The sequence below is a fragment of the Pseudomonas sp. CFBP13508 genome (assembly GCF_005233515.1).
Lineage (GTDB): Bacteria > Pseudomonadota > Gammaproteobacteria > Pseudomonadales > Pseudomonadaceae > Aquipseudomonas > Aquipseudomonas mercuritolerans.
On the sequence record NZ_QFZZ01000003.1, the window covers coordinates 399,158 to 419,552 of the forward strand.

At 61.2% G+C, this 20,395-nt stretch carries 18 protein-coding genes; 8 read left to right on the top strand and 10 right to left on the bottom strand.

Features of this window, described 5'->3' with window-relative positions; translation table 11 throughout:
* Window positions 1-81: 81 nt before the first annotated feature.
* Window positions 82-1,431 (top strand): glycerol-3-phosphate transporter, encoded by a 1,350-nt coding sequence (gene glpT, locus PspCFBP13508_RS10215; protein ID WP_024014747.1) that lies wholly within the window; start codon window positions 82-84, stop codon window positions 1,429-1,431.
* Here glpT and PspCFBP13508_RS10220 read toward each other — a convergent pair.
* From PspCFBP13508_RS10220 to PspCFBP13508_RS10245, 6 genes are all read right to left on the bottom strand, one after another.
* Window positions 1,407-2,075, bottom strand: coding sequence for a gamma-glutamylcyclotransferase (locus PspCFBP13508_RS10220; protein WP_042607082.1), 669 nt, complete (start codon window positions 2,073-2,075; stop codon window positions 1,407-1,409). The genes glpT and PspCFBP13508_RS10220 overlap by 25 nt on opposite strands.
* Window positions 2,076-2,373: 298 nt before the next feature.
* Window positions 2,374-3,342, bottom strand: coding sequence for a CDP-6-deoxy-delta-3,4-glucoseen reductase (locus tag PspCFBP13508_RS10225; protein WP_137214370.1), 969 nt, complete (start codon window positions 3,340-3,342; stop codon window positions 2,374-2,376).
* Complete coding sequence (ubiD, locus tag PspCFBP13508_RS10230; protein WP_039757427.1) at window positions 3,342-4,808, bottom strand: 4-hydroxy-3-polyprenylbenzoate decarboxylase; 1,467 nt, start codon at window positions 4,806-4,808, stop codon at window positions 3,342-3,344. The genes PspCFBP13508_RS10225 and ubiD overlap by 1 nt, the downstream gene beginning before the upstream one ends.
* Before the next feature lie 238 nt (window positions 4,809-5,046).
* Complete coding sequence (gene rho, locus PspCFBP13508_RS10235) at window positions 5,047-6,306, bottom strand: transcription termination factor Rho (protein WP_003229334.1); 1,260 nt, start codon at window positions 6,304-6,306, stop codon at window positions 5,047-5,049.
* Between the two features lie 248 nt (window positions 6,307-6,554).
* Complete coding sequence (trxA, locus tag PspCFBP13508_RS10240) at window positions 6,555-6,884, bottom strand: thioredoxin TrxA (RefSeq protein WP_003206727.1); 330 nt, start codon at window positions 6,882-6,884, stop codon at window positions 6,555-6,557.
* Between the two features lie 120 nt (window positions 6,885-7,004).
* Window positions 7,005-7,712 carry a FadR/GntR family transcriptional regulator gene (locus tag PspCFBP13508_RS10245; RefSeq protein WP_073471078.1) on the bottom strand — a complete coding sequence of 236 codons (708 nt, stop codon included), beginning with the start codon at window positions 7,710-7,712 and terminating at the stop codon, window positions 7,005-7,007.
* 256 nt (window positions 7,713-7,968) lie between these two features.
* Here PspCFBP13508_RS10245 and PspCFBP13508_RS10250 point away from each other — a divergent pair, with 256 nt between their 5' ends.
* From PspCFBP13508_RS10250 to ppx, 5 genes are all read left to right on the top strand, one after another.
* A complete protein-coding gene (locus PspCFBP13508_RS10250; RefSeq protein WP_137214371.1) occupies window positions 7,969-8,754 on the top strand; it encodes a transporter substrate-binding domain-containing protein in 786 nt (261 codons plus the stop codon).
* A 21-nt stretch (window positions 8,755-8,775) separates the two neighbouring features.
* Window positions 8,776-9,444 (top strand): amino acid ABC transporter permease, encoded by a 669-nt coding sequence (locus tag PspCFBP13508_RS10255; protein ID WP_016772622.1) that lies wholly within the window; start codon window positions 8,776-8,778, stop codon window positions 9,442-9,444.
* Window positions 9,441-10,091, top strand: a complete 651-nt coding sequence (locus tag PspCFBP13508_RS10260; RefSeq protein WP_016772621.1) for an amino acid ABC transporter permease — start codon at window positions 9,441-9,443, stop codon at window positions 10,089-10,091. Before PspCFBP13508_RS10255 ends, PspCFBP13508_RS10260 begins: the two co-directional genes overlap by 4 nt.
* Window positions 10,078-10,815: an amino acid ABC transporter ATP-binding protein gene (locus tag PspCFBP13508_RS10265; protein WP_007911148.1), complete on the top strand. Its 738-nt coding sequence runs from the start codon at window positions 10,078-10,080 to the stop codon at window positions 10,813-10,815. Before PspCFBP13508_RS10260 ends, PspCFBP13508_RS10265 begins: the two co-directional genes overlap by 14 nt.
* 207 nt (window positions 10,816-11,022) lie before the next feature.
* Window positions 11,023-12,525: an exopolyphosphatase gene (ppx, locus tag PspCFBP13508_RS10270; protein WP_137214372.1), complete on the top strand. Its 1,503-nt coding sequence runs from the start codon at window positions 11,023-11,025 to the stop codon at window positions 12,523-12,525.
* Between the two features lie 248 nt (window positions 12,526-12,773).
* Here ppx and ppk1 read toward each other — a convergent pair whose 3' ends face one another.
* Both ppk1 and hemB read right to left on the bottom strand, forming a co-directional pair.
* Window positions 12,774-14,999, bottom strand: coding sequence for a polyphosphate kinase 1 (gene ppk1, locus PspCFBP13508_RS10275; protein WP_016772619.1), 2,226 nt, complete (start codon window positions 14,997-14,999; stop codon window positions 12,774-12,776).
* Between the two features lie 18 nt (window positions 15,000-15,017).
* A complete protein-coding gene (gene hemB / locus PspCFBP13508_RS10280; protein WP_016772618.1) occupies window positions 15,018-16,031 on the bottom strand; it encodes a porphobilinogen synthase in 1,014 nt (337 codons plus the stop codon).
* A 207-nt stretch (window positions 16,032-16,238) separates the two neighbouring features.
* Between hemB and PspCFBP13508_RS10285 the strand changes: the two genes are divergently transcribed.
* Both PspCFBP13508_RS10285 and elbB read left to right on the top strand, forming a co-directional pair.
* Window positions 16,239-16,898, top strand: coding sequence for a DedA family protein (locus tag PspCFBP13508_RS10285; protein ID WP_056791681.1), 660 nt, complete (start codon window positions 16,239-16,241; stop codon window positions 16,896-16,898).
* Between the two features lie 167 nt (window positions 16,899-17,065).
* A complete protein-coding gene (gene elbB / locus PspCFBP13508_RS10290; protein WP_016772616.1) occupies window positions 17,066-17,734 on the top strand; it encodes an isoprenoid biosynthesis glyoxalase ElbB in 669 nt (222 codons plus the stop codon).
* A 127-nt stretch (window positions 17,735-17,861) separates the two neighbouring features.
* Here elbB and PspCFBP13508_RS10295 read toward each other — a convergent pair whose 3' ends face one another.
* Window positions 17,862-18,317 (bottom strand): YaiI/YqxD family protein, encoded by a 456-nt coding sequence (locus PspCFBP13508_RS10295; RefSeq protein WP_042607095.1) that lies wholly within the window; start codon window positions 18,315-18,317, stop codon window positions 17,862-17,864.
* A gap of 102 nt (window positions 18,318-18,419) precedes the next feature.
* A complete protein-coding gene (locus PspCFBP13508_RS10300) occupies window positions 18,420-20,318 on the bottom strand; it encodes an FTR1 family protein (protein ID WP_137214373.1) in 1,899 nt (632 codons plus the stop codon).
* Window positions 20,319-20,395: the final 77 nt, after the last annotated feature.

Here is a 20,395-nt window from a genome sequence, read left to right on the forward strand (position 1 = left end):
CGACGTGAAGCGATGCTATTTTCGGTAACGAAACTGTAACATTCGCATCCGCAGTCAAAACAAGAAAACTGGAGCTCTTGAATGTTTGCTTTCTTTCGTCCTGCCGCACATCAGGCTCCATTGCCTGAAGAAAAAATAGACAGCACCTACCGCCGCCTGCGCTGGCAGATCTTCGCCGGTATCTTTATCGGCTACGCCGGTTACTACCTGCTGCGCAAGAACTTCTCCCTCGCCATGCCGTACCTGATCGACGAAGGCTACAGCCGTGGCGACCTTGGTCTGGCGATGTCGGCGATCGCTATTGCTTACGGCCTGTCGAAGTTCCTCATGGGCCTGGTGTCCGACCGTTCCAACCCGCGCTTCTTCCTGCCGTTCGGTCTGCTGGTCTCGGCCGGGGTGATGTTCATTTTCGGTTTCGCGCCGTGGGCAACGTCCAGCGTAACGATGATGTTCATTCTGTTGTTCATCAACGGCTGGGCGCAGGGCATGGGCTGGCCGCCGAGCGGGCGGACCATGGTGCACTGGTGGTCGCAGAAGGAACGCGGCGGCGTGGTGTCGGTATGGAACGTGGCGCATAACGTCGGCGGCGGTCTGATCGGCCCGCTGTTCCTGATCGGCATGGGCCTGTTCAACGACTGGCACGCGGCGTTTTACGTCCCGGCAGCAGTCGCACTGGGCGTGGCGGTGTTCGCCTTCATCACCATGCGTGACACCCCGCAATCGGTCGGCCTGCCGCCGATCGAGCAGTACAAGAACGACTACCCGGAAGGCTACGACGCCAGCCACGAAGACGAATTCAGCGCCAAGGAAATCTTCGTCAAATACGTGCTGCGCAACAAAATGCTCTGGTACATCGCTCTGGCCAACGTTTTCGTCTACTTGCTGCGCTACGGCGTGCTGGACTGGGCGCCGACGTACCTGAAGGAAGCCAAGGGCTTCACCGTGGATAAAACCTCGTGGGCCTATTTCTTCTACGAGTGGGCGGGCATTCCGGGCACGCTGCTGTGCGGCTGGATGTCGGACAAGATCTTCCGTGGCAACCGTGGTCTGACCGGCATGGTGTTCATGGCCTTGGTGACTGTCGCGACCCTGGTTTACTGGCTGAATCCGGCCGGCAATCCGATGGTCGACATGATCGCCCTGCTGTCGATCGGCTTCCTGATCTACGGCCCGGTGATGCTGATCGGCCTGCAAGCGCTGGAACTGGCGCCGAAGAAAGCCGCCGGTACTGCAGCGGGCTTCACCGGTCTGTTCGGTTATCTGGGGGGTTCGGTCGCGGCCAGTGCGGCGATGGGCTACACCGTTGACCACTTCGGCTGGGATGGCGGTTTCGTGCTGCTGGTCGGCGCTTGCCTGCTGGCGATGGCCTTCCTGGCGCCAACGCTGTGGCACAAGCAAGTCGCCAGTCAGAGCCGTGAAGCGGTCGCCTGATCGCTGTGTGATTTACAGCGCTTGAGCCGCGCCTCCAGATTGCGGTCTGGCATGGCGTGGCTGCGCAGGGCGTGAACGGTCTGCTCGACATAATCGCGAGTGGTGCCGTAGCGCCCGCTGGCGCTGGCGAACACCTGGCTGAGCACATGATCGGGCAAGTTGCCGGCATAGCTCGGCAGGTGACGCTCCAGCACGAATCCCAAGGCCTGCACCTGAGTGCCATCTTCGAGCCGGCAATTGAGCCAGTGCGGACGGTACGACGGAAACGGCATCTCACGTTTCCATAGCGCATACAGCGCGGTATCGAGATTGTCTTCCGGCAAGCGGTAGGCAAAGCCACTGCACGAACCGCCGCGATCCAGACCGAATACCAGACCGGGCATCTCCGGCGTACCGCGGTGCTCGTGGGACCACAGGTACAAGCCGCGATGGTAGCCGTGCACGCGACCGCGCATGCGCTCGACTGCCGTGCACTCCGGCCGCCAGATCAGCGAACCATACGCGAACAGCCACACCGGCCCGCCCTTGTGGCGCGCCATGGTCGATTGCATGGAAGCGAGAAGTTGTTCGTGCGTCAGCTGCGGCCCAAGATCGAGCCGCGGAGGGTAAGCCAGGTTCAGAATTGCGTTTTCAATGGCGCTCATGGCGAATAGCGTTCAGCTCCCCGCGGGTGAAGAATTACTTAATAGAACGCACCGCTGTAACAATAAGGCACATATGTTTTAAGGCAAATTAAGTGCCATCACACCGGCGGTGATTAATTGCCTGATTGATATATAACCTAGCGGTATTTATTCAATTACATAAATACCGATCGGCTATAAGCGGAGTTATAACGCATAGAACCAATGTGGGAGCGAGCTTGCTCGCGAAAGCAATCTGTCAGGCGACGTCAATGGTGACTGAAAAACGGCATTCGCGAGCAAGCTCGCTCCCACATTTTCAAGAGCGCGGCGCATAGGCGAACACATCGGCGCGCATCTGATGCGCATCCATGCCCGCCTCGACCAGCGCATCCAGGGTGCCGTAAACCATCGCTGGCGAACCGCTGGCATAGACATGTAGCGGCTTCAGATCGGGGAAATCCTCGCAAACCGCCTCGTGCAGCATGCCGCAGCGCCCTTCCCAGCCGCACTGGTCACTGACCACTTTGTGCAGGAACAGATTGGGCAGCTTCAGCCATTCGTCCCAGTGTTCGATCTGATAAAAATCTTCCGGGCGGCGCACGCCCCAGTACAGATGCACCGGATGCTTGAAACCTTCAGCGCGGCAATGCTCGATCAAGGCATGAATCTGGCCCATGCCGGTGCCAGCGGCGATCAGCACCAGCGGACCGTCAGGCAATTCGGCCAAGTGGGTATCGCCAAAGGGCAGCTCGACACGCACCAGCGGGTTGCGTTGCAGCTGTTCGATCAGGCTCAACGCACTGGCTTCGCGCGCCAGCACGTGAATTTCCAGATCACGCCCGCCGTGGGGTGCCGAAGCCATCGAGAAGGCGGATTTCTCGCCGCTCTCGCGCTCGATCATCAAATACTGCCCGGCGTGATAGCGCGGCGGCTTGCCGGCCGGTGCACGCAGACGCACGCGCCAGGTGTCGCCACCGACCTCGCGACACTCGATGACCTGACACGACAGGCTGCGCACCGGCAATTCACCGAGTGCGAGCACGCCATCCCACAACAGCACGCAGTCTTCCAGCGGTGCGGCGATGCAGGTGTAGAACTCGCCATGATCGTGGACTTTGCCGGCCTGCTCGACGCGGCCCTCGACCAGCAGCGCTGCACACACGTGGCAATTGCCGTTGCGGCAGCTTTGCGGGCAGTCATAGCCCAGGCGCCGCGCGCCGTCGAGAATCCGCTCACCGGGTTGGATCTCGAGCACGGCTCCGGAAGGCTGCAGGGTTACACGCATCAATCTATTCCTAACTGATTCCAGATGGCATCGATCCGCTGGGTGACGGCGTCGTCCTTGACGATCACGCGGCCCCACTCGCGGGTGGTTTCGCCCGGCCACTTGTGGGTGGCATCCAGGCCCATTTTCGAGCCCAGGCCGGAAATCGGCGAGGCGAAGTCGAGGTAGTCGATCGGCGTGTTGTCGATCATCACCGTGTCGCGCTTGGGGTCCATGCGCGTGGTGATGGCCCAGATCACGTCGTTCCAGTCGCGGGCGTTGATATCGTCGTCAGTGACGATAACGAACTTGGTGTACATGAACTGTCGCAAAAACGACCAGACGCCGAGCATCACGCGCTTGGCATGCCCCGGATACGACTTCTTCATCGTCACCACAGCCATGCGGTACGAGCAACCTTCCGGCGGCAGGTAGAAGTCGGTGATCTCCGGAAACTGCTTCTGCAGGATCGGCACGAACACTTCGTTCAGCGCCACGCCGAGAATCGCCGGCTCATCCGGCGGACGGCCGGTGTAAGTGCTGTGATAGATCGGTTTGATCCGGTGAGTAATGCGCTCGACGGTGAACACCGGGAAGCTGTCGACTTCGTTGTAGTAACCGGTGTGGTCGCCATACGGGCCTTCGTCGGCCATCTCGCCCGGATGAATCACGCCTTCAAGAATGATTTCGGCGGTGGCCGGCACTTGCAGATCGTTGCCACGGCACTTGACCAGTTCGGTGCGGTTACCCCGCAGCAGACCGGCGAAAGCATATTCCGAAAGGCTGTCCGGCACCGGCGTCACGGCACCGAGAATCGTCGCCGGATCGGCGCCCAGGGCCACGGACACCGGGAACGGCTGGCCCGGGTGCTTCTCGCACCACTCGCGGAAATCGAGGGCACCACCACGGTGGCTGAGCCAGCGCATGATCACCTTGTTGCGGCCGATCACTTGCTGGCGGTAGATACCGAGGTTCTGGCGTTCCTTGTTCGGACCTTTGGTAACGGTCAGGCCCCAGGTGATCAGCGGGCCGACGTCGCCGGGCCAGCAGGTCTGCACCGGCAACATCGCCAGATCGACATCGTCGCCTTCGATGACCACTTCCTGGCACACCGCGTCTTTGACGACTTTTGGCGCCATCGAAATGATCTTGCGGAAGATCGGCAGTTTCGACCACGCGTCCTTCAAGCCCTTCGGCGGCTCCGGCTCCTTGAGAAAGGCCAGCAGCTTGCCGATTTCGCGCAGCTCGCTGACCGACTCGGCGCCCATGCCCATGGCCACGCGCTCGGGGGTGCCGAACAGATTGCCGAGCACCGGAATGTCGTAACCGGTGGGCTTCTCGAACAACAGTGCCGGGCCTTTGGCCCGCAGCGTGCGGTCGCACACCTCAGTCATCTCCAGCACCGGCGAGACGGGAATCTGGATGCGTTTCAACTCTCCGCGCTGCTCAAGCTGCTGCACGAAATCCCGAAGATCCTTGAATTTCATTGACGATGGCACCCTCAAAATAGGCGTACATCCTACCTGCTCTGACGGGCAAACAGCAGCCCGTCATCGCTCGATTGTGGCCCCCGCACTGCGGCGAAGGCGCAGGCCTTGAACTCGGGAGTGCGCTGCCGACGCCGCAAAATCGGCCCATGAACAGATATCCGTGATGGCCGCGAGATTTTTCGGGGCAAAAAAAACGCCCCCTCGCGGGAGCGTCCTTTGTTGAAACGCCAGCGTATTACTTGCGCTTCATCGACAAGAAGAACTCGTCGTTGGTCTTGGTCGTTTTCAGCTTGTCGACCAGGAACTCGATGGCGGCAACTTCGTCCATCGGGTGCAGCAGCTTGCGCAGAATCCACATGCGCTGCAGTTCGTCGTCGGCGGTCAGCAACTCTTCGCGGCGGGTGCCGGAGCGGTTGATGTTGATAGCCGGGAACACACGCTTCTCGGCGATCTTGCGATCCAGAGGCAGCTCCATGTTGCCGGTACCCTTGAACTCTTCGTAGATCACTTCGTCCATCTTCGAGCCGGTTTCAACCAGCGCGGTGGCGATAATGGTCAGCGAGCCGCCTTCTTCGATGTTACGCGCGGCACCGAAGAAACGTTTCGGCTTCTCGAGGGCATGGGCATCGACACCACCGGTCAATACCTTGCCGGAGCTCGGGATCACGGTGTTGTAGGCACGGGCCAGACGAGTGATGGAGTCGAGCAGGATCACCACGTCTTTCTTGTGTTCGACCAGGCGCTTGGCCTTCTCGATGACCATTTCAGCAACCTGCACGTGACGGGTCGGCGGCTCGTCGAAGGTCGAGGCAACCACTTCGCCGCGCACGGTGCGCTGCATTTCGGTCACTTCTTCCGGACGCTCGTCGATCAACAGCACGATCAGGTGAACTTCAGGATTGTTACGGGCGATGTTCGCTGCGATGTTCTGCAGCATGATCGTTTTACCGGCTTTCGGCGGTGCGACGATCAGGCCACGCTGGCCTTTGCCGATCGGCGCGCACAGGTCGATCACGCGACCGGTCAAGTCTTCGGTGGAACCGTTGCCGGCTTCCATCTTCATGCGCACGGTCGGGAACAGCGGCGTCAGGTTCTCGAAGAGAATCTTGTTTTTCGCGTTCTCCGGACGATCGAAGTTGATCGTGTCGACCTTGAGCAGGGCGAAATACCGCTCGCCTTCCTTCGGAGGGCGGATCTTGCCAACGATGGTGTCACCGGTGCGCAAGTTGAAGCGGCGGATCTGGCTCGGCGAGACGTAGATGTCGTCAGGGCCGGCGAGGTAGGAAGCGTCTGCGGAGCGCAGGAAGCCGAAGCCGTCCTGGAGAATCTCCAGCACGCCATCACCGGAGATTTCCTCGCCGCTTTTCGCGTGCTTTTTCAGCAGGGAGAAAATCACGTCCTGCTTGCGCGAACGGGCCATATTTTCTATGCCCATCTGTTCGGCCAATTCGAGCAGTTCGGTAATCGGCTTTTGCTTGAGTTCAGTCAGATTCATATAGGAATGACGTAATCATTTATGGAGGGGGGGAAATTAAGCTTTTGGCTTAATGAGGCCGCGCCGCGGAGAAGGCGACAGGATCGCGAACTAATTCGAAAAGGAGTGCGTCGGCGACGGCTAGCAGGGGGCATTGGAGAAACCAGTGCGGGGCCGAATGTACCACCTGAGTTTCGGAGCGTCTAGCCCTGAATACGCAAAAAGCCCCGCGATTTGCGGGGCTTTTTTTCAGCGTTTTACTGCGACGCTCAGATGTTGGCGTCGAGGAACGCCGCCAGCTGCGACTTCGACAGTGCGCCGACCTTGGTCGCTTCAACGTTGCCGTTCTTGAACAGCATCAGCGTCGGGATACCACGCACGCCATGCTTGGCCGGGGTTTCCTGGTTTTCGTCGATGTTCAGTTTGGCGACGGTCAGCTTGCCTTTGTAAGTCTCGGCAATCTCGTCCAGAACCGGTGCGATCATTTTGCAAGGGCCGCACCATTCAGCCCAGTAGTCGACCAGGACAGCGCCTTCGGCCTTGAGTACGTCGGCTTCGAAGCTAGCGTCGCTAACGTGTTTGATCAGATCGCTGCTCATGGAATTCTCCAGGTTGTAAGCAAAAAAACGTGGCCCATCATAGCCGCCCTTCCCTTGTTCAGGAAGCCGCAGATGATTGAGTGTTGCTATGGCCCTTGATGAGTTTGGGTATAGCTCAAGTCACGCCGTGGCGGGAGCGATGAAGGCGATTCCGGTACGCAGGGCGGCGTTGCGCACATGTTCCTGCATGGCTTTTTGCGCTGCTCCCGACGCACGGCGCGCTAGTGCGCGGAGGATCTTGCGGTGTTCCTGCCAGGTTTCCATGGCGCGCTCGGCGCGGATGAACGGCAGTTTCTGGCTCTCGAGAAAAATCTCGGCGCTGGCGGTGAGGATGCTCAGCATCGCTTGATTGCCGCTGGCGAGGAGGATGCGCCGGTGAAATTCGAAGTCGAGTTTCGCCGCCGCTTCAAAGTCGCCGAGCTTCAGTTGCTCGCGCATGGCCGCAACGTTGTCTTCCAGCGCATCCAGATCGAACGTGCTCAACGTCACCGCCGCCAACCCTGCTGCAAACCCTTCGAGCGCATAGCGCAGTTGAAAGATATCCAGCGGTGATGCCTGCGCCGCAAACGACCAGCCTGGCGCGTTGTCGCCGCGCGACAATTCGACCGGCGACTGCACGAACACGCCCTTGCCCGGCTGAATGCTGACCACGCCCAGTGCACTGAGCGACGACAACGCTTCACGCAACGATGCCCGGCTGACGCCCAGTTGCAGCGCCAGATCCCGTTGCGAAGGCAACGCGTCACCGGCACCGAAGCCCTGCTCGGTGATCAGTTTGCGGATCGCTTGCAGCGCCACTTCGGGTACGGCGCGGGAGATCGAATTCATGATGTGCGGACGCGTCAGGGCCAAGGTGCGGCTAGTTGTAAAGCTATTCGTCGAGTCCGGCAAGTCGTGCCCCAGCGGGGTTCGGCGCGTGCAGCCGATGCGCCATCGCAGTGCGAAAACCGAGCTGACTGTTCAGACCAGTAAGACCGAACGAAGCCGCTGGTGCCGCGGCCTGCCGGGGCGAAATCCGCCTGTTGGCACGGGCCATGCTCTGTCCGATCGCAGCAACCACTTCCCGCCGATCCGGAGATAGTCCATGACCCAGCGTTACAGCGCCCTCCTCGCTTCCCTGTTTACCGGCCTGCTGCTGTGCCAGGCCCCCGCTCACGCCGACGGTCTGGACGACGTGGTCAAACGCGGCACGCTGAAAGTTGCCGTGCCCCAGGACTTCCCGCCGTTCGGCTCGGTCGGCCCGGACATGAAGCCGCGCGGCCTGGATATCGACACGGCGAAACTGCTCGCTGACCAACTCAAGGTCAAACTCGAACTGACCCCGGTCAACAGCACCAACCGCATCCCGTTCCTCACCACCGGCAAGGTCGATCTGGTGATTTCCAGCCTCGGCAAAAACGCCGAGCGCGAGAAGGTCATCGACTTCTCCCGCGCCTATGCGCCGTTCTATCTCGCCGTGTTCGGCCCGCCCGACGCTGCGATCACCAGCCTCGACGACCTCAAGGGCAAGACCATCAGCGTCACCCGTGGCGCCATCGAAGACATCGAGCTGAGCAAAGTCGCCCCCGAAGGCGTGACCATCAAACGTTTCGAAGACAACAACTCGACCATCGCCGCTTATCTGGCAGGCCAGGTCGATCTGATCGCCAGCGGCAACGTGGTAATGGTGGCCATCAGCGAGAAGAACCCCAAGCGCGTACCGGCGCTGAAAGTGAAGCTCAAGGATTCGCCGGTCTACGTCGGTGTGAACAAGAACGAAGCGGCGCTGCTGACCAAGGTCAACGACATCCTCAACACCGCCAAGGCTGACGGCGCACTGGAAAAGAACTCGCAAACCTGGCTGAAAGAGCCGCTGCCGGCCGATCTCTGATCGACTGCGCGGGAGACCTTCATGGCTTATCAGTTCGATTTTTTGCCGGTGGTGGAAAACACCGACCTGCTGCTGCGCGGCGCTTTGTTCACGCTGGAGCTGACCGCCATCGGCGCGCTGCTCGGGGTCGGCGTGGGCATTGTCGGGGCGCTGGTGCGGGCGTGGCAGATTCGCCCGTTCTCGGCGATCTTCGGCGTCTACGTCGAGTTGATCCGCAACACGCCGTTTCTGGTGCAACTGTTCTTCATCTTCTTCGGCCTGCCGTCGCTCGGCATGCAGATCTCCGAGTGGCAGGCGGCGGTGCTGGCGATGGTGATCAACCTTGGCGCCTATTCGACCGAAATCATCCGCGCCGGCATCCAGGCGATTCCGCGCGGGCAACTGGAAGCGGCTGCGGCACTGGCGATGACCCGCTTCGAAGCGTTCCGCCACGTCGTCCTGCTGCCGGCGCTGGGCAAGGTCTGGCCGGCGCTGAGCAGCCAGATCATCATTGTCATGCTCGGTTCGGCGGTGTGTTCGCAGATCGCCACGGAAGAATTGAGCTTCGCCGCCAACTTCATTCAGTCACGCAACTTCCGCGCCTTTGAAACCTACGCGCTGACCACCCTGATCTACCTGTGCATGGCGCTGCTGATCCGCCAATTGCTCAACTGGTTCGGCCGGCGGTTCATTGCGAGGAGCAGCCAATGAGCGATTTCACTTTCTGGGACATCCTGCGCAACCTGCTCACCGGCCTGCAATGGACGCTGGCGCTGTCGCTGGTGGCATTCATCGGCGGCGGCCTCGTCGGCCTGCTGATTCTGGTGATGCGCATTTCGAAGAACACCCTGCCAAGCAGCATCGCCCGCACCTGGATCGAGCTGTTTCAGGGCACGCCACTATTGATGCAACTGTTTCTGGTGTTCTTCGGTGTGGCGCTGGCCGGGATCGAGATTTCGCCGTGGATGGCCGCCGCGATCGCTTTGACCTTGTTCACCAGCGCCTATCTGGCAGAGATCTGGCGCGGCTGCGTCGAGGCCATTCCCCACGGTCAGTGGGAAGCCTCGTCGAGCCTGGCGCTCAATCCGCTGGAGCAGCTGCGCTACGTAATTCTGCCGCAAGCGCTGCGCATCGCCGTGGCGCCGACCGTGGGCTTCTCGGTGCAAGTGGTCAAGGGCACAGCGGTGACCTCGATCATCGGCTTCACCGAACTGACCAAGACCGGCGGCATGCTCGCCAACGCCACGTTCGAACCGTTCATGGTCTACGGCCTCGTCGCCCTCGGCTACTTCCTGCTCTGCTACCCCTTGTCCCTCAGTGCGCGCTACCTGGAAAGGAGACTGCATGCCTCTGCTTAGAATTTCCGCCCTGCATAAATACTACGGCGATCACCACGTACTCAAAGGCATCGACCTCAGCGTCGAGGAAGGTCAGGTCGTGGCGATCATCGGCCGCAGCGGCTCGGGCAAATCGACTCTGTTGCGCACACTCAACGGCCTGGAGTCGATCAACGACGGCGTGATCGAAGTCGACGGCGAATACCTCGACGCCGCCCGCGCCGATCTGCGCAGTCTGCGACAGAAGGTCGGCATGGTCTTCCAGCAGTTCAACCTGTTCCCGCACCTGACCGTCGGGGAGAACGTCATGCTCGCGCCGCAAGTGGTGCAGAAGGTGCCCAAAGCCAAGGCAGCCGAACTGGCGCGGGAAATGCTCGAGCGAGTCGGACTCGGGGAGAAATTCGATGCCTTTCCGGATCGCCTGTCCGGCGGGCAGCAACAGCGGGTGGCGATCGCCCGGGCTTTGGCGATGTCGCCGAAGGTGCTGCTGTGCGATGAAATCACCTCGGCGCTCGACCCTGAGCTGGTCAATGAAGTGCTCAGCGTGGTTCGGCAACTGGCCAAGGAAGGCATGACGCTGATCATGGTCACCCACGAGATGCGCTTTGCCCGGGAAGTCGGCGATAAATTGGTCTTCATGCACCACGGCAAGGTGCACGAGGTGGGCGATCCGAAGGTGTTATTTGCCAATCCGCAGACGGCGGAGCTGGCGAACTTTATTGGCACGGTGGAAGCGACAGCCTGAAGATTCTCTGAAGCAGTGATGCCCTCTTCGCGAGCAGGCTCGCTCCCACAGGGGAATGCGCTCATCTGTGGGAGCGAGCCTGCTCGCGAATGGCCGCGCCGCGATCCCCAGACTTTCTACGCTGAATCAACGGTTTGAACCATGCGCGTTGGCGCCAGCGTTTGATCGTGGCACGATGTCGGGGTTATCGACCGAGACCCCCTGACCATGCCGCAATCCCAAGCCAAGAATCTGTCCCTGATCGCCGCAATCGACCTGGGCTCCAACAGCTTTCACATGGTCGTGGCCAAGGCCCAGAACGGCGAAATCCGCATTCTCGAGCGCCTCGGCGAGAAGGTGCAACTGGCCGCCGGCATCGACGATGCGCGCCAGCTCAACGAAGAATCGATGCAGCGCGGCCTCGATTGCCTCAAGCGCTTTGCGCAACTGATCAACGGTATGCCGCTCGGCGCCGTGCGCATCGTCGGCACCAACGCCCTGCGTGAAGCGCGCAACCGTGGCGAATTCATCCGCCGCGCCGAGGAAATCCTCGGCCACACGGTTGAAGTCATCTCCGGCCGTGAAGAAGCGCGCCTGATCTATCTCGGTGTTTCGCACACGCTCGCCGATACCCCGGGCAAACGTTTGGTCGCCGACATCGGCGGCGGCAGTACCGAATTCATCATCGGCCAGCGCTTCGAGCCTTTATTGCGCGAAAGCCTGCAAATGGGCTGCGTGAGTTTCACCCAGCGCTACTTCAAGGACGGCAAGATCACCCCGGCGCGCTACGCCCAGGCTTACACGGCGGCGCGCCTGGAAATCATGAGCATCGAGCACGCCCTGCATCGCCTGACCTGGGATGAAGCCATCGGCTCCTCCGGTACGATTCGCGCCATCGGCCTGGCCCTGAAGGCTGGCGGCCACGGCAGCGGCGAGGTCAACGCCGAAGGCCTGGCATGGCTCAAGCGCAAGCTGTTCAAGCTGGGCGACGCCGACAAGATCGATTTCGAAGGCATCAAGCCTGATCGTCGGGCAATTTTCCCGGCGGGCCTGGCGATTCTCGAAGCGATCTTCGACGCCCTCGAACTGCAACGCATGGATCACTGCGAAGGCGCGCTGCGTGAAGGCGTGCTGTATGACCTGCTCGGACGTCATCATCACGAAGACGTGCGCGAACGCACCCTGACCTCGCTGATGGAGCGCTATCACGTCGACCTGGAACAGGCGGCGCGGGTCGAGCGCAAGGCCCTGCACGCCTTCGATCAGGTCGCCGTGGACTGGGAACTGGACGACGGCATCTGGCGCGAACTGCTCGGCTGGGCGGCGAAAGTGCACGAAGTCGGCCTCGACATCGCTCACTATCACTACCACAAGCATGGCGCCTACCTGATCGAGCACTCGGACCTGGCCGGCTTCTCCCGCGAGGATCAGCAGATGCTCGCGCTATTGGTGCGCGGGCACCGGCGCAATATTCCCAAGGACAAGTTCGCCGAATTCGGCGATGACGGCATCAAACTGATTCGCCTGTGCGTGCTGCTGCGGTTCGCCATTCTGTTCCATCACATTCGCGGAACCCAGGCGATGCCGCAGGTGGTGCTACATGCCAATGGCGACCATCTCGATGTGGAATTCCCGGAGAACTGGCTGGATGAAAATCAGCTGACTCAGGCGGATTTCGGCCTCGAGGCCGATTGGTTGACGCGGGTGGGGATTATTCTCACGGTGCACTGAGTAACTGGCTGGCACAAAAAAGGCGATCCGTTAGGATCGCCTTTTTATTGGGTTTGGTTTGAGAGCGGCGGTGTAGCTCTCCCCTCACCCCAGCCCTCTCCCGAGGGAGAGGGAGCCGATTTGTACTAGCGTTGAGGCCAGAGTTCGATCAGGTATTTCAGGTCAATGTATGACGCAAGACACCTCGGTCAGTCCCCTCTCCCTCCGGGAGAGGGCTAGGGTGAGGGGCTTTTGCTCTTGGCTTTGCTTTAGCTGCTGACAGGCAGTATCGGGCTACCCAGCCGCTCCAGCAACGTCGCCTGCGCACTGCGCGGGTTCTGGTTGCCGGTGGGTGTGTTGCGGATGTAGCGGCCGTCCGACTGCAGACTCCAGCTGTGGGTGTTGTCGGTCAGGTACAGCTCCAGCTCTTTCTTCACTCGGGTCAGCAGCTTCTTGCCTTCCACCGGGAAGCAGGTCTCGACACGCTTGTCGAGGTTGCGCTCCATCCAGTCGGCGCTGGAGAGGAACATCTGCTCGTCGCCGCCGTTGAGGAAGTAGAACACCCGCGTGTGCTCGAGGAAGCGGCCGATGATCGAGCGCACATGAATGTTGTGCGAGACCCCGGCGATGCCCGGACGCAGGCAGCACATGCCGCGCACCACCAGATCGATGCGCACGCCGGACTGGCTGGCCTTGTACAGCGCGCGGATGATCTTCGGATCGGTCAGCGAGTTGAACTTGGCGATGATGTGCGCCGGTTTGCCTTCGAGGGCGAACTGGGTTTCGCGGGCAATCATGTCGAGCATGCCCTTCTTCAGGGTGAACGGCGCATGCAGCAGCTTTTTCATGCGCAGTGTCTTGCCCATGCCGATCAACTGGCTGAACAGTTTGCCGACGTCTTCGCACAAGGCGTCGTCGGAGGTCAGCAGGCTGTAGTCGGTGTAGAGCTTGGCGTTACCGGCGTGGTAGTTGCCGGTGCCAAGGTGCGCGTAGCGGACGATTTCGCCAGCCTCACGGCGCAGGATCAGCATCATCTTGGCGTGGGTCTTGAAGCCGACCACTCCGTAGATCACCACCGCACCGGCCGCTTGCAGACGGCTGGCCAGTTGCAGGTTGGATTCTTCGTCGAAGCGCGCACGCAGCTCGATCACCGCGGTGACTTCCTTGCCGTTACGCGCGGCATCCACCAGCGCATCGACGATCTCGGAGTTGGCCCCGGAGCGGTACAGCGTTTGCCGTACGGCGAGTACGTGCGGGTCTTTCGCGGCCTGACGCAGCAGGTCGACCACCGGCGTGAACGACTCGAACGGGTGCAGCAGGAGGATGTCCTGCTTGCTGACCACACTGAAGATGTTTTCGCTGTTCTGCAGCAGTTTCGGGATCTGCGGGGTGAACGGCGTGTATTGCAGCTCCGGATGGCTGTCCAGACCGGTGATGCTGAACAGGCGCGTCAGGTTGACCGGGCCGTTGACCTGGTACAGCTCGGTCTCGCTCAGGTTGAACTGCTTGAGCAGATAGTCCGAGAGGTGTTTCGGGCAGGTGTCGGCGACTTCCAGACGCACCGCGTCACCGTAACGCCGCGAGAACAACTCGCCACGCAGAGCGCGGGCCAAGTCTTCGACGTCTTCGGAATCGAGCGCCAGGTCGGCGTTGCGGGTCAGACGGAACTGGTAGCAGCCTTTGACCTTCATGCCCTGGAACAGGTCATCGGCGTGGGCGTGGATCATCGACGACAGGAATACATAGTTGTCGCCGGCGCCGCCGACTTCTTCCGGCACCTTGATGATCCGTGGCAGCAGACGCGGCGCCGGGATGATCGCCAGACCGGAGTCGCGCCCGAAGGCGTCGATGCCTTCGAGCTCGACAATGAAGTTCAGGCTCTTGTTCACCAGCAGCGGGAACGGGTGCGTCGGGTCGAGGCCGATCGGGGTGATGATCGGCGCGATCTCGTCGCGGAAATAGCGGCGTACCCAGGTCTTGAGCTTGGTTGTCCAGTTGCGCCGACGGATGAAGCGCACCTGATGCTTTTCCAGCTCCGGCAGGAGGATGTCGTTGAGGATCGCGTACTGGCGGTCAACGTGACCGTGGACCAGTTCGCTGATCCGCGCCAGCGCCTGATGCGGCTGCAAGCCGTCAGCGCCGGCCTGTTCGCGGGCAAAAGTGATCTGCTTTTTCAGCCCGGCGACGCGGATCTCGAAGAATTCGTCGAGGTTGCTGGAGAAGATCAGCAGGAACTTCAGCCGCTCCAGCAACGGGTAGGACTCGTCCAGCGCCTGTTCCAGCACGCGGATGTTGAACTGCAATTGCGAAAGCTCGCGGTGGATGTACAGGCTGCTGTCATCCAGGCCGGGAATGGCGATCGCCGGCACCGCCACAGCGGTTTCGGCAACCGGCGCGGGTGGCGCAGGCTCCAGTTCCGGCGGGGTTTCGGTGATTTGCTCGACCACCGGCTGAGCTTCTTTTACGGCAACTTCAGTGAGTCCTTCGGTATTCATGGAATGTTCCTGGGAGGGCTATTTCTGCTCTCGTAACAATTGAGCGGCACGAACGGCAAAGTAAGTCAGGATGCCATCTGCACCGGCACGTTTAAAGGCGGTCAGTGACTCGAGGATCACCGCTTCGCTCAACCAGCCATTCTGGATAGCGGCCATGTGCATGGCGTATTCGCCACTGACCTGATAGACGAAGGTCGGCACCTTGAAGGCATCTTTGACGCGAAAAAGAATGTCCAGGTAGGGCATGCCCGGCTTGACCATGACCATGTCCGCACCTTCGGACAAGTCGGCACCGACTTCGTGCAGCGCTTCGTCGCTGTTGGCCGGGTCCATCTGATAAGAAGCCTTGTTGGCCTTGCCGAGGTTCGACGCCGAACCCACGGCATCGCGGAAAGGCCCGTAGTAGGCACTGGCATACTTGGCCGAGTAGGCCATGATGCGCACGTTGACGTGGCCGGCGATTTCCAGCGCCTCACGAATCGCCTGGATGCGACCGTCCATCATGTCCGACGGCGCCACCACCTGCGCGCCGGCTTCGGCGTGGGACAGCGCCTGACGCACCAGCGCATCGACGGTGATGTCGTTCTGCACGTAGCCGTCTTCGTCGAGAATGCCGTCCTGACCGTGGGTGGTGAACGGGTCCAGCGCGACGTCAGTGATCACGCCCAGCTCCGGGAACCGCTCACGCAGGGCGCGCGTGGCACGCTGGGCGATGCCTTCAGGGTTCCACGCTTCGGCGGCATCGAGGGATTTCAGCTCAGGCGGGGTGACCGGGAACAGCGCCAGCGCCGGAATGCCCAGCTCGACCCATTTCGCCGCTTCTTCAAGCAGCAGATCAATGCTCAGTCGCTCGACGCCCGGCATCGAAGCCACGGCTTCGCGGCGGTTTTCACCGTCGAGCACGAACACCGGCAGGATCAGGTCATCGACCGTCAATACGTTTTCACGCACCAGGCGCCGCGAAAAATCATCACGACGATTGCGGCGCAGACGAGTGGCAGGGAACAGACGATTGGCGGGGGTAAAGCTCACGGCAGACTCCTGAGCCCGGGCAAACGGGCGAGCGTGACAGTTATAGACGGCCATTATGACTAACAGATGACAGTTATGTGTGCTCTGTGACAGGTAGCCGCAATCCATTGTCGATGTAGGAAATGTTCACGTCGAGACACATTTGGACACTTTCATGAATGTGCCCGAAGGGTTAGGCTGCGCGTTCATTTCGCCAGCACCCAGACAATGCTCCAACAATTTCTGCACGACTTTGGCTACTTTGCCTTGTTTCTCGGCACGTTCTTCGAAGGCGAAACCATTCTGGTGCTCGCAGGCTTTCTTGCGTTCCGTGGATACATGGACATCAACCTGGTGGTGGTCGTGGCGTTCTTCGGCAGTTATGCCGGCGACCAGCTGTGGTACTTCCTGGGGCGCAAGCACGGGCGCAAATTGCTTGCGCGCAAACCGCGCTGGCAGATGATGGGCGACCGTGCGCTGGAGCACATCCGCAAACATCCGGACATCTGGGTCCTGAGCTTCCGCTTCGTTTATGGCCTGCGCACGGTGATGCCGGTGGCGATCGGCCTGTCCGGTTATCCACCGGGACGTTACTTGCTGCTCAATGGCATCGGCGCGGCGATCTGGGCCACCGCGCTGGCTGCGGCGGCTTACCACTTCGGCGCAGTGCTGGAAGGCATGCTCGGCAGCATCAAGAAGTACGAGCTGTGGGTGCTCGGCGCCTTGCTTATTCTCGGGCTGGGCCTGTGGCTGCGGCGCCGCTTCAAGAATGCGCAACTGGCGAAGAAAATCTACCAGGACGAGCAACTCGCCAAGGCCGCCGAGGCAGAGCAGTTGCGCCAGGCCGAAGCGACCCCTCCTGCCGGCCCGAAAACGCCAGCCGAATAAGCCATTCGCTGGCGGCTGCCATGCGCAGTCCAGGCAAATAATGAACACCCCGCCGCCGTTGTGATCCATTGAGAGAGCGCTCTGTTCCCGCGCGCGCCAGCCATGCCCCTATGGCCACACGCGACGATTTGAGGGACATTGAGCGCCATGAATCTGGAGAGAAGCCCATGAGCAAAAAAGTTGCAGTGATCCTGTCCGGCAGTGGCGTGTACGACGGCGCCGAAATCCAGGAAAGTGTCATCACCCTGCTGCGCCTCGACCAGCGCGGCGCACAGGTGCAGTGCTTCGCGCCGAACATCGCGCAATTGCATGTGATCAATCACCTGACCGGCGAAGAAATGCCGGAATCGCGCAACGTGCTGGTGGAGTCGGCGCGCATTGCCCGGGGCAACGTCAAGGATATCCGCGATGCCGACGTCGAGGACTTCGACGCACTGATCGTGCCCGGCGGATTTGGCGCAGCGAAGAACCTGTCGAACTTCGCCATCGAAGGCGCCGGCTGCACCGTGCAACCCGAAGTGCTGGCCCTGGCCGAAGCATTTGCCGAAGCGGGCAAACCGGTCGGGCTGATCTGCATCTCCCCGGCGCTGGCGGCGAAAATCTATGGCCCGGGGGTGACCTGCACCATCGGTAACGACGCCGACACCGCTGCGGCCATGAACAAGATGGGCGCTACCCACGAAGAGTGCGCCGTGACCGAAATCGTCGAAGACAAGGCGCGCAAACTGGTCACCACCCCGGCGTACATGCTGGCGCAGACCATCAGTGAAGCGGCTTCGGGGATCAACAAACTGGTCGACCGCGTGCTCGAACTGACTCACGAAAACGACGCTTGATCCCTCGCCGTACGTGAAACAAATGTGGGAGCGAGCCTGCTCGCGAATGCGTTGTATCAGCCAACATCAGGTTGTATGACACACAGATTTCGCGAGCAGGCTCGCTCCCACAGCGATTGTGCAAGACTCAGGGCTTGCGAGTGAGTCGGGTCAGAATCCGATCCAGCGCATTGGCAAACGCCTGCTTTTCACGCTCGCCAAACGGCGCCGGGCCGCCGCTCATCTGGCCCTGCTCCCTCAGATCGGTAAACAGGTTACGCACCGCCAGGCGTTCGCCCATGTTCTGCGCATCGAACTCCTTGCCGCGCGGATCCAGCGCCGCCACGCCCTTCTTCACCAGCCGATCGGCCAGCGGAATATCGCTGCAGATCACCAGCTCGCCCGGCACCGCATGCTCGACCAGATAATCATCCGCCGCATCCGGCCCGCTCGGCACCACAATCAGTTTGACGATCGCCAGCCCCGGCTTGATCTGCGGCTGCCCGGCCACCAGCACCACTTCGAACTGGCGCTTTAACGCGAACTTCACCACCAGATCCTTCGCCGCCCGCGGACAGGCGTCGGCATCGATCCATACACGCATGTTCTTGCCTCCAAAAAATTCGCGAGCAGGCTCGCTCCCACAGGATACATACCGAACCTGTGGGAGCGAGCCTGCTCGCGAATATGAGCGCAGCGAATGCCTTTATGCAGCCGAAACCCGACGCTTCTCCGCCACCCAACTGCGCCCATACAGCACAGCAATCGCCACAATCGCCACCACCTGCGCGGTCAGCGAATAGGCATCGGCATGGATCCCCAGCCAGTCGAATTCAAAGAACGCCACCGGCCGTGTGCCGAAGATCCCGGCTTCCTGCAAGGCCTTCACGCCATGCCCGGCAAATACCACCGACAACGCGCACAACAGCGCGGCGTTGATGCTGAAGAACAAGGTCAGCGGCAGTTTCGCCGAGCCGCGCAGGATCACCCACGCCAGGCCGACCAGCAGCACCAGCGCCGTCGCGCCGCCGGCCAGCACGGCGTTGTGCCCGGCCGGCCCGGCCTGCAGCCACAGGGTTTCGTAGAACAGGATCACTTCGAACAATTCGCGGTAGACCGAGAAGAACGCCAGGATCGCAAAACCGAAGCGACCACCGCCGCCGACCAGGCTGCTTTTGATGTAATCCTGCCAGGCCGCCGCGTGACGGCGGTCATGCATCCACACGCCGAGCCACAACACCATGACGCTGGCAAACAGCGCGGTGGCGCCTTCGAGCAACTCACGCTGCGAACCGCTGACGTCGATCACATACGCCGCCAGCGCCCAGGTGCCCAAGCCTGCCAGCAAGGCCAGGCCCCAACCGACGTTGACGCTGCGCACCGCCGATTGCTGGCCAGTGTTACGCAGGAAGGCGAGGATCGCCGCCAGCACCAGAATCGCTTCCAGACCTTCGCGTAGCAGAATCAACAGACCGGAGATGTAGCTCAGCGACCAGCTCAGACCATCGCTGCCCAGCAGGCCGGCGGATTCCTTGAGTTTGGCCTTGGCCGCGTCCAGACGCTGCTCGGCCTGCTCGACGGGCAGACCGTCCTGCAGCGACTGCCGGTACGCCATCAGTGATTTTTCGGTGTCCTTGCGCACGTTGGCATCGACGTTATCCAGCGAGCTTTCGACCAGTTCGAAGCCTTCCAGATACGCCGCTACCGACAGGTCATAGGCCTGATCATGTTCACCGGCGCGGTAGGCCGCGAGGCTCTTGTCCAACGTGGCGGCGGTGTAATCGAGCAACTGCGCTGGACCGCGCTTGACCTGCGGCGGTTGCGCGCGCTGAGCCCGGAACGTTGCCGCGACCTCTGCGCCCTCGGCAGCCTGCACTTCGGCCGGGGTCTGGCGGGCCAGGTCGGCGATGTTGTAGACCTTGTCGGACTTGGCGGCCGCCGCATCGGCACTGAAGCCGGCGATGTAGGTGGCCAGATCCCAGCGCTGGCGATCATCGAGCTGATCGGCGAACGCCGGCATGTCGGTGCCTTCGACGCCCTGGCCGAGGGTGCTGTAGATCGCGTACAGGCTCAGGTGATCCATGCGCGCCGCATCACGAAGGTTGGCAGGCGCGGGGGTCAGACCGACACCGGCCGGGCCGTCGCCAGCACCTGTATCGCCGTGGCACACCGAGCAGTTCTGCGCATACAGCGGCGCGCCGCGTGTCGGGTCTGGAGTGATGATCGGTGCCTGACTGACTTCATAAGCCACCGCCAGTTTCGCCCCCAGCTGTCGGGCCTGACGGGCGACATCAGCACCGTCCTGCTTCGCACTGATGGCTGCGTGCAAAGACTCCACGCCCTGTTCCAGCGCGACTTTTTCCGGTTTGGCTGGCAAGGAAGTGATCAAGCCTTGCAGAACCTGGGTGAATTCCAGCTGCTCGCGGTATTCGCCATCGTCGATGACTTTGCCTGCCGCGACCGTTGGCGGGTAATCGGCACTGATGTAATCGAGCAGGTGCAACGCTTGCGGCGCGCCTTCCACGGTATCGGCCAGCAGCGGCAGGCTGCTCAGGGACAATAACGGGAACAGCAGCCAGGCCAGCAATCGGGACGAGGCAGTCATGAACGAATCTCAAATGGAAATGCGAAGTTACATATTGTTCACTTCGCAGACGTTTCTCTCAAGCTTTGTCGGTGTCG

Bases quoted from the DNA above. Each gene is read 5' to 3' on its own strand.
- PspCFBP13508_RS10255 (WP_016772622.1), top strand. From the start codon at position 8,776: ATGGCTTATCAGTTCGATTTTTTGCCGGTGGTGGAAAACACCGACCTG.
- PspCFBP13508_RS10295 (WP_042607095.1), bottom strand. From the start codon at position 18,317: ATGCGTGTATGGATCGATGCCGACGCCTGTCCGCGGGCGGCGAAGGAT.
- PspCFBP13508_RS10250 (WP_137214371.1), top strand. From the start codon at position 7,969: ATGACCCAGCGTTACAGCGCCCTCCTCGCTTCCCTGTTTACCGGCCTG.
- PspCFBP13508_RS10220 (WP_042607082.1), bottom strand. From the start codon at position 2,075: ATGAGCGCCATTGAAAACGCAATTCTGAACCTGGCTTACCCTCCGCGG.
- ubiD (WP_039757427.1), bottom strand. From the start codon at position 4,808: ATGAAATTCAAGGATCTTCGGGATTTCGTGCAGCAGCTTGAGCAGCGC.
- ppx (WP_137214372.1), top strand. From the start codon at position 11,023: ATGCCGCAATCCCAAGCCAAGAATCTGTCCCTGATCGCCGCAATCGAC.
- rho (WP_003229334.1), bottom strand. From the start codon at position 6,306: ATGAATCTGACTGAACTCAAGCAAAAGCCGATTACCGAACTGCTCGAA.
- PspCFBP13508_RS10260 (WP_016772621.1), top strand. From the start codon at position 9,441: ATGAGCGATTTCACTTTCTGGGACATCCTGCGCAACCTGCTCACCGGC.
- PspCFBP13508_RS10265 (WP_007911148.1), top strand. From the start codon at position 10,078: ATGCCTCTGCTTAGAATTTCCGCCCTGCATAAATACTACGGCGATCAC.
- glpT (WP_024014747.1), top strand. From the start codon at position 82: ATGTTTGCTTTCTTTCGTCCTGCCGCACATCAGGCTCCATTGCCTGAA.
- PspCFBP13508_RS10245 (WP_073471078.1), bottom strand. From the start codon at position 7,712: ATGAATTCGATCTCCCGCGCCGTACCCGAAGTGGCGCTGCAAGCGATC.
- ppk1 (WP_016772619.1), bottom strand. From the start codon at position 14,999: ATGAATACCGAAGGACTCACTGAAGTTGCCGTAAAAGAAGCTCAGCCG.
- elbB (WP_016772616.1), top strand. From the start codon at position 17,066: ATGAGCAAAAAAGTTGCAGTGATCCTGTCCGGCAGTGGCGTGTACGAC.
- trxA (WP_003206727.1), bottom strand. From the start codon at position 6,884: ATGAGCAGCGATCTGATCAAACACGTTAGCGACGCTAGCTTCGAAGCC.
- PspCFBP13508_RS10225 (WP_137214370.1), bottom strand. From the start codon at position 3,342: ATGCGTGTAACCCTGCAGCCTTCCGGAGCCGTGCTCGAGATCCAACCC.
- PspCFBP13508_RS10300 (WP_137214373.1), bottom strand. From the start codon at position 20,318: ATGACTGCCTCGTCCCGATTGCTGGCCTGGCTGCTGTTCCCGTTATTG.
- PspCFBP13508_RS10285 (WP_056791681.1), top strand. From the start codon at position 16,239: ATGCTCCAACAATTTCTGCACGACTTTGGCTACTTTGCCTTGTTTCTC.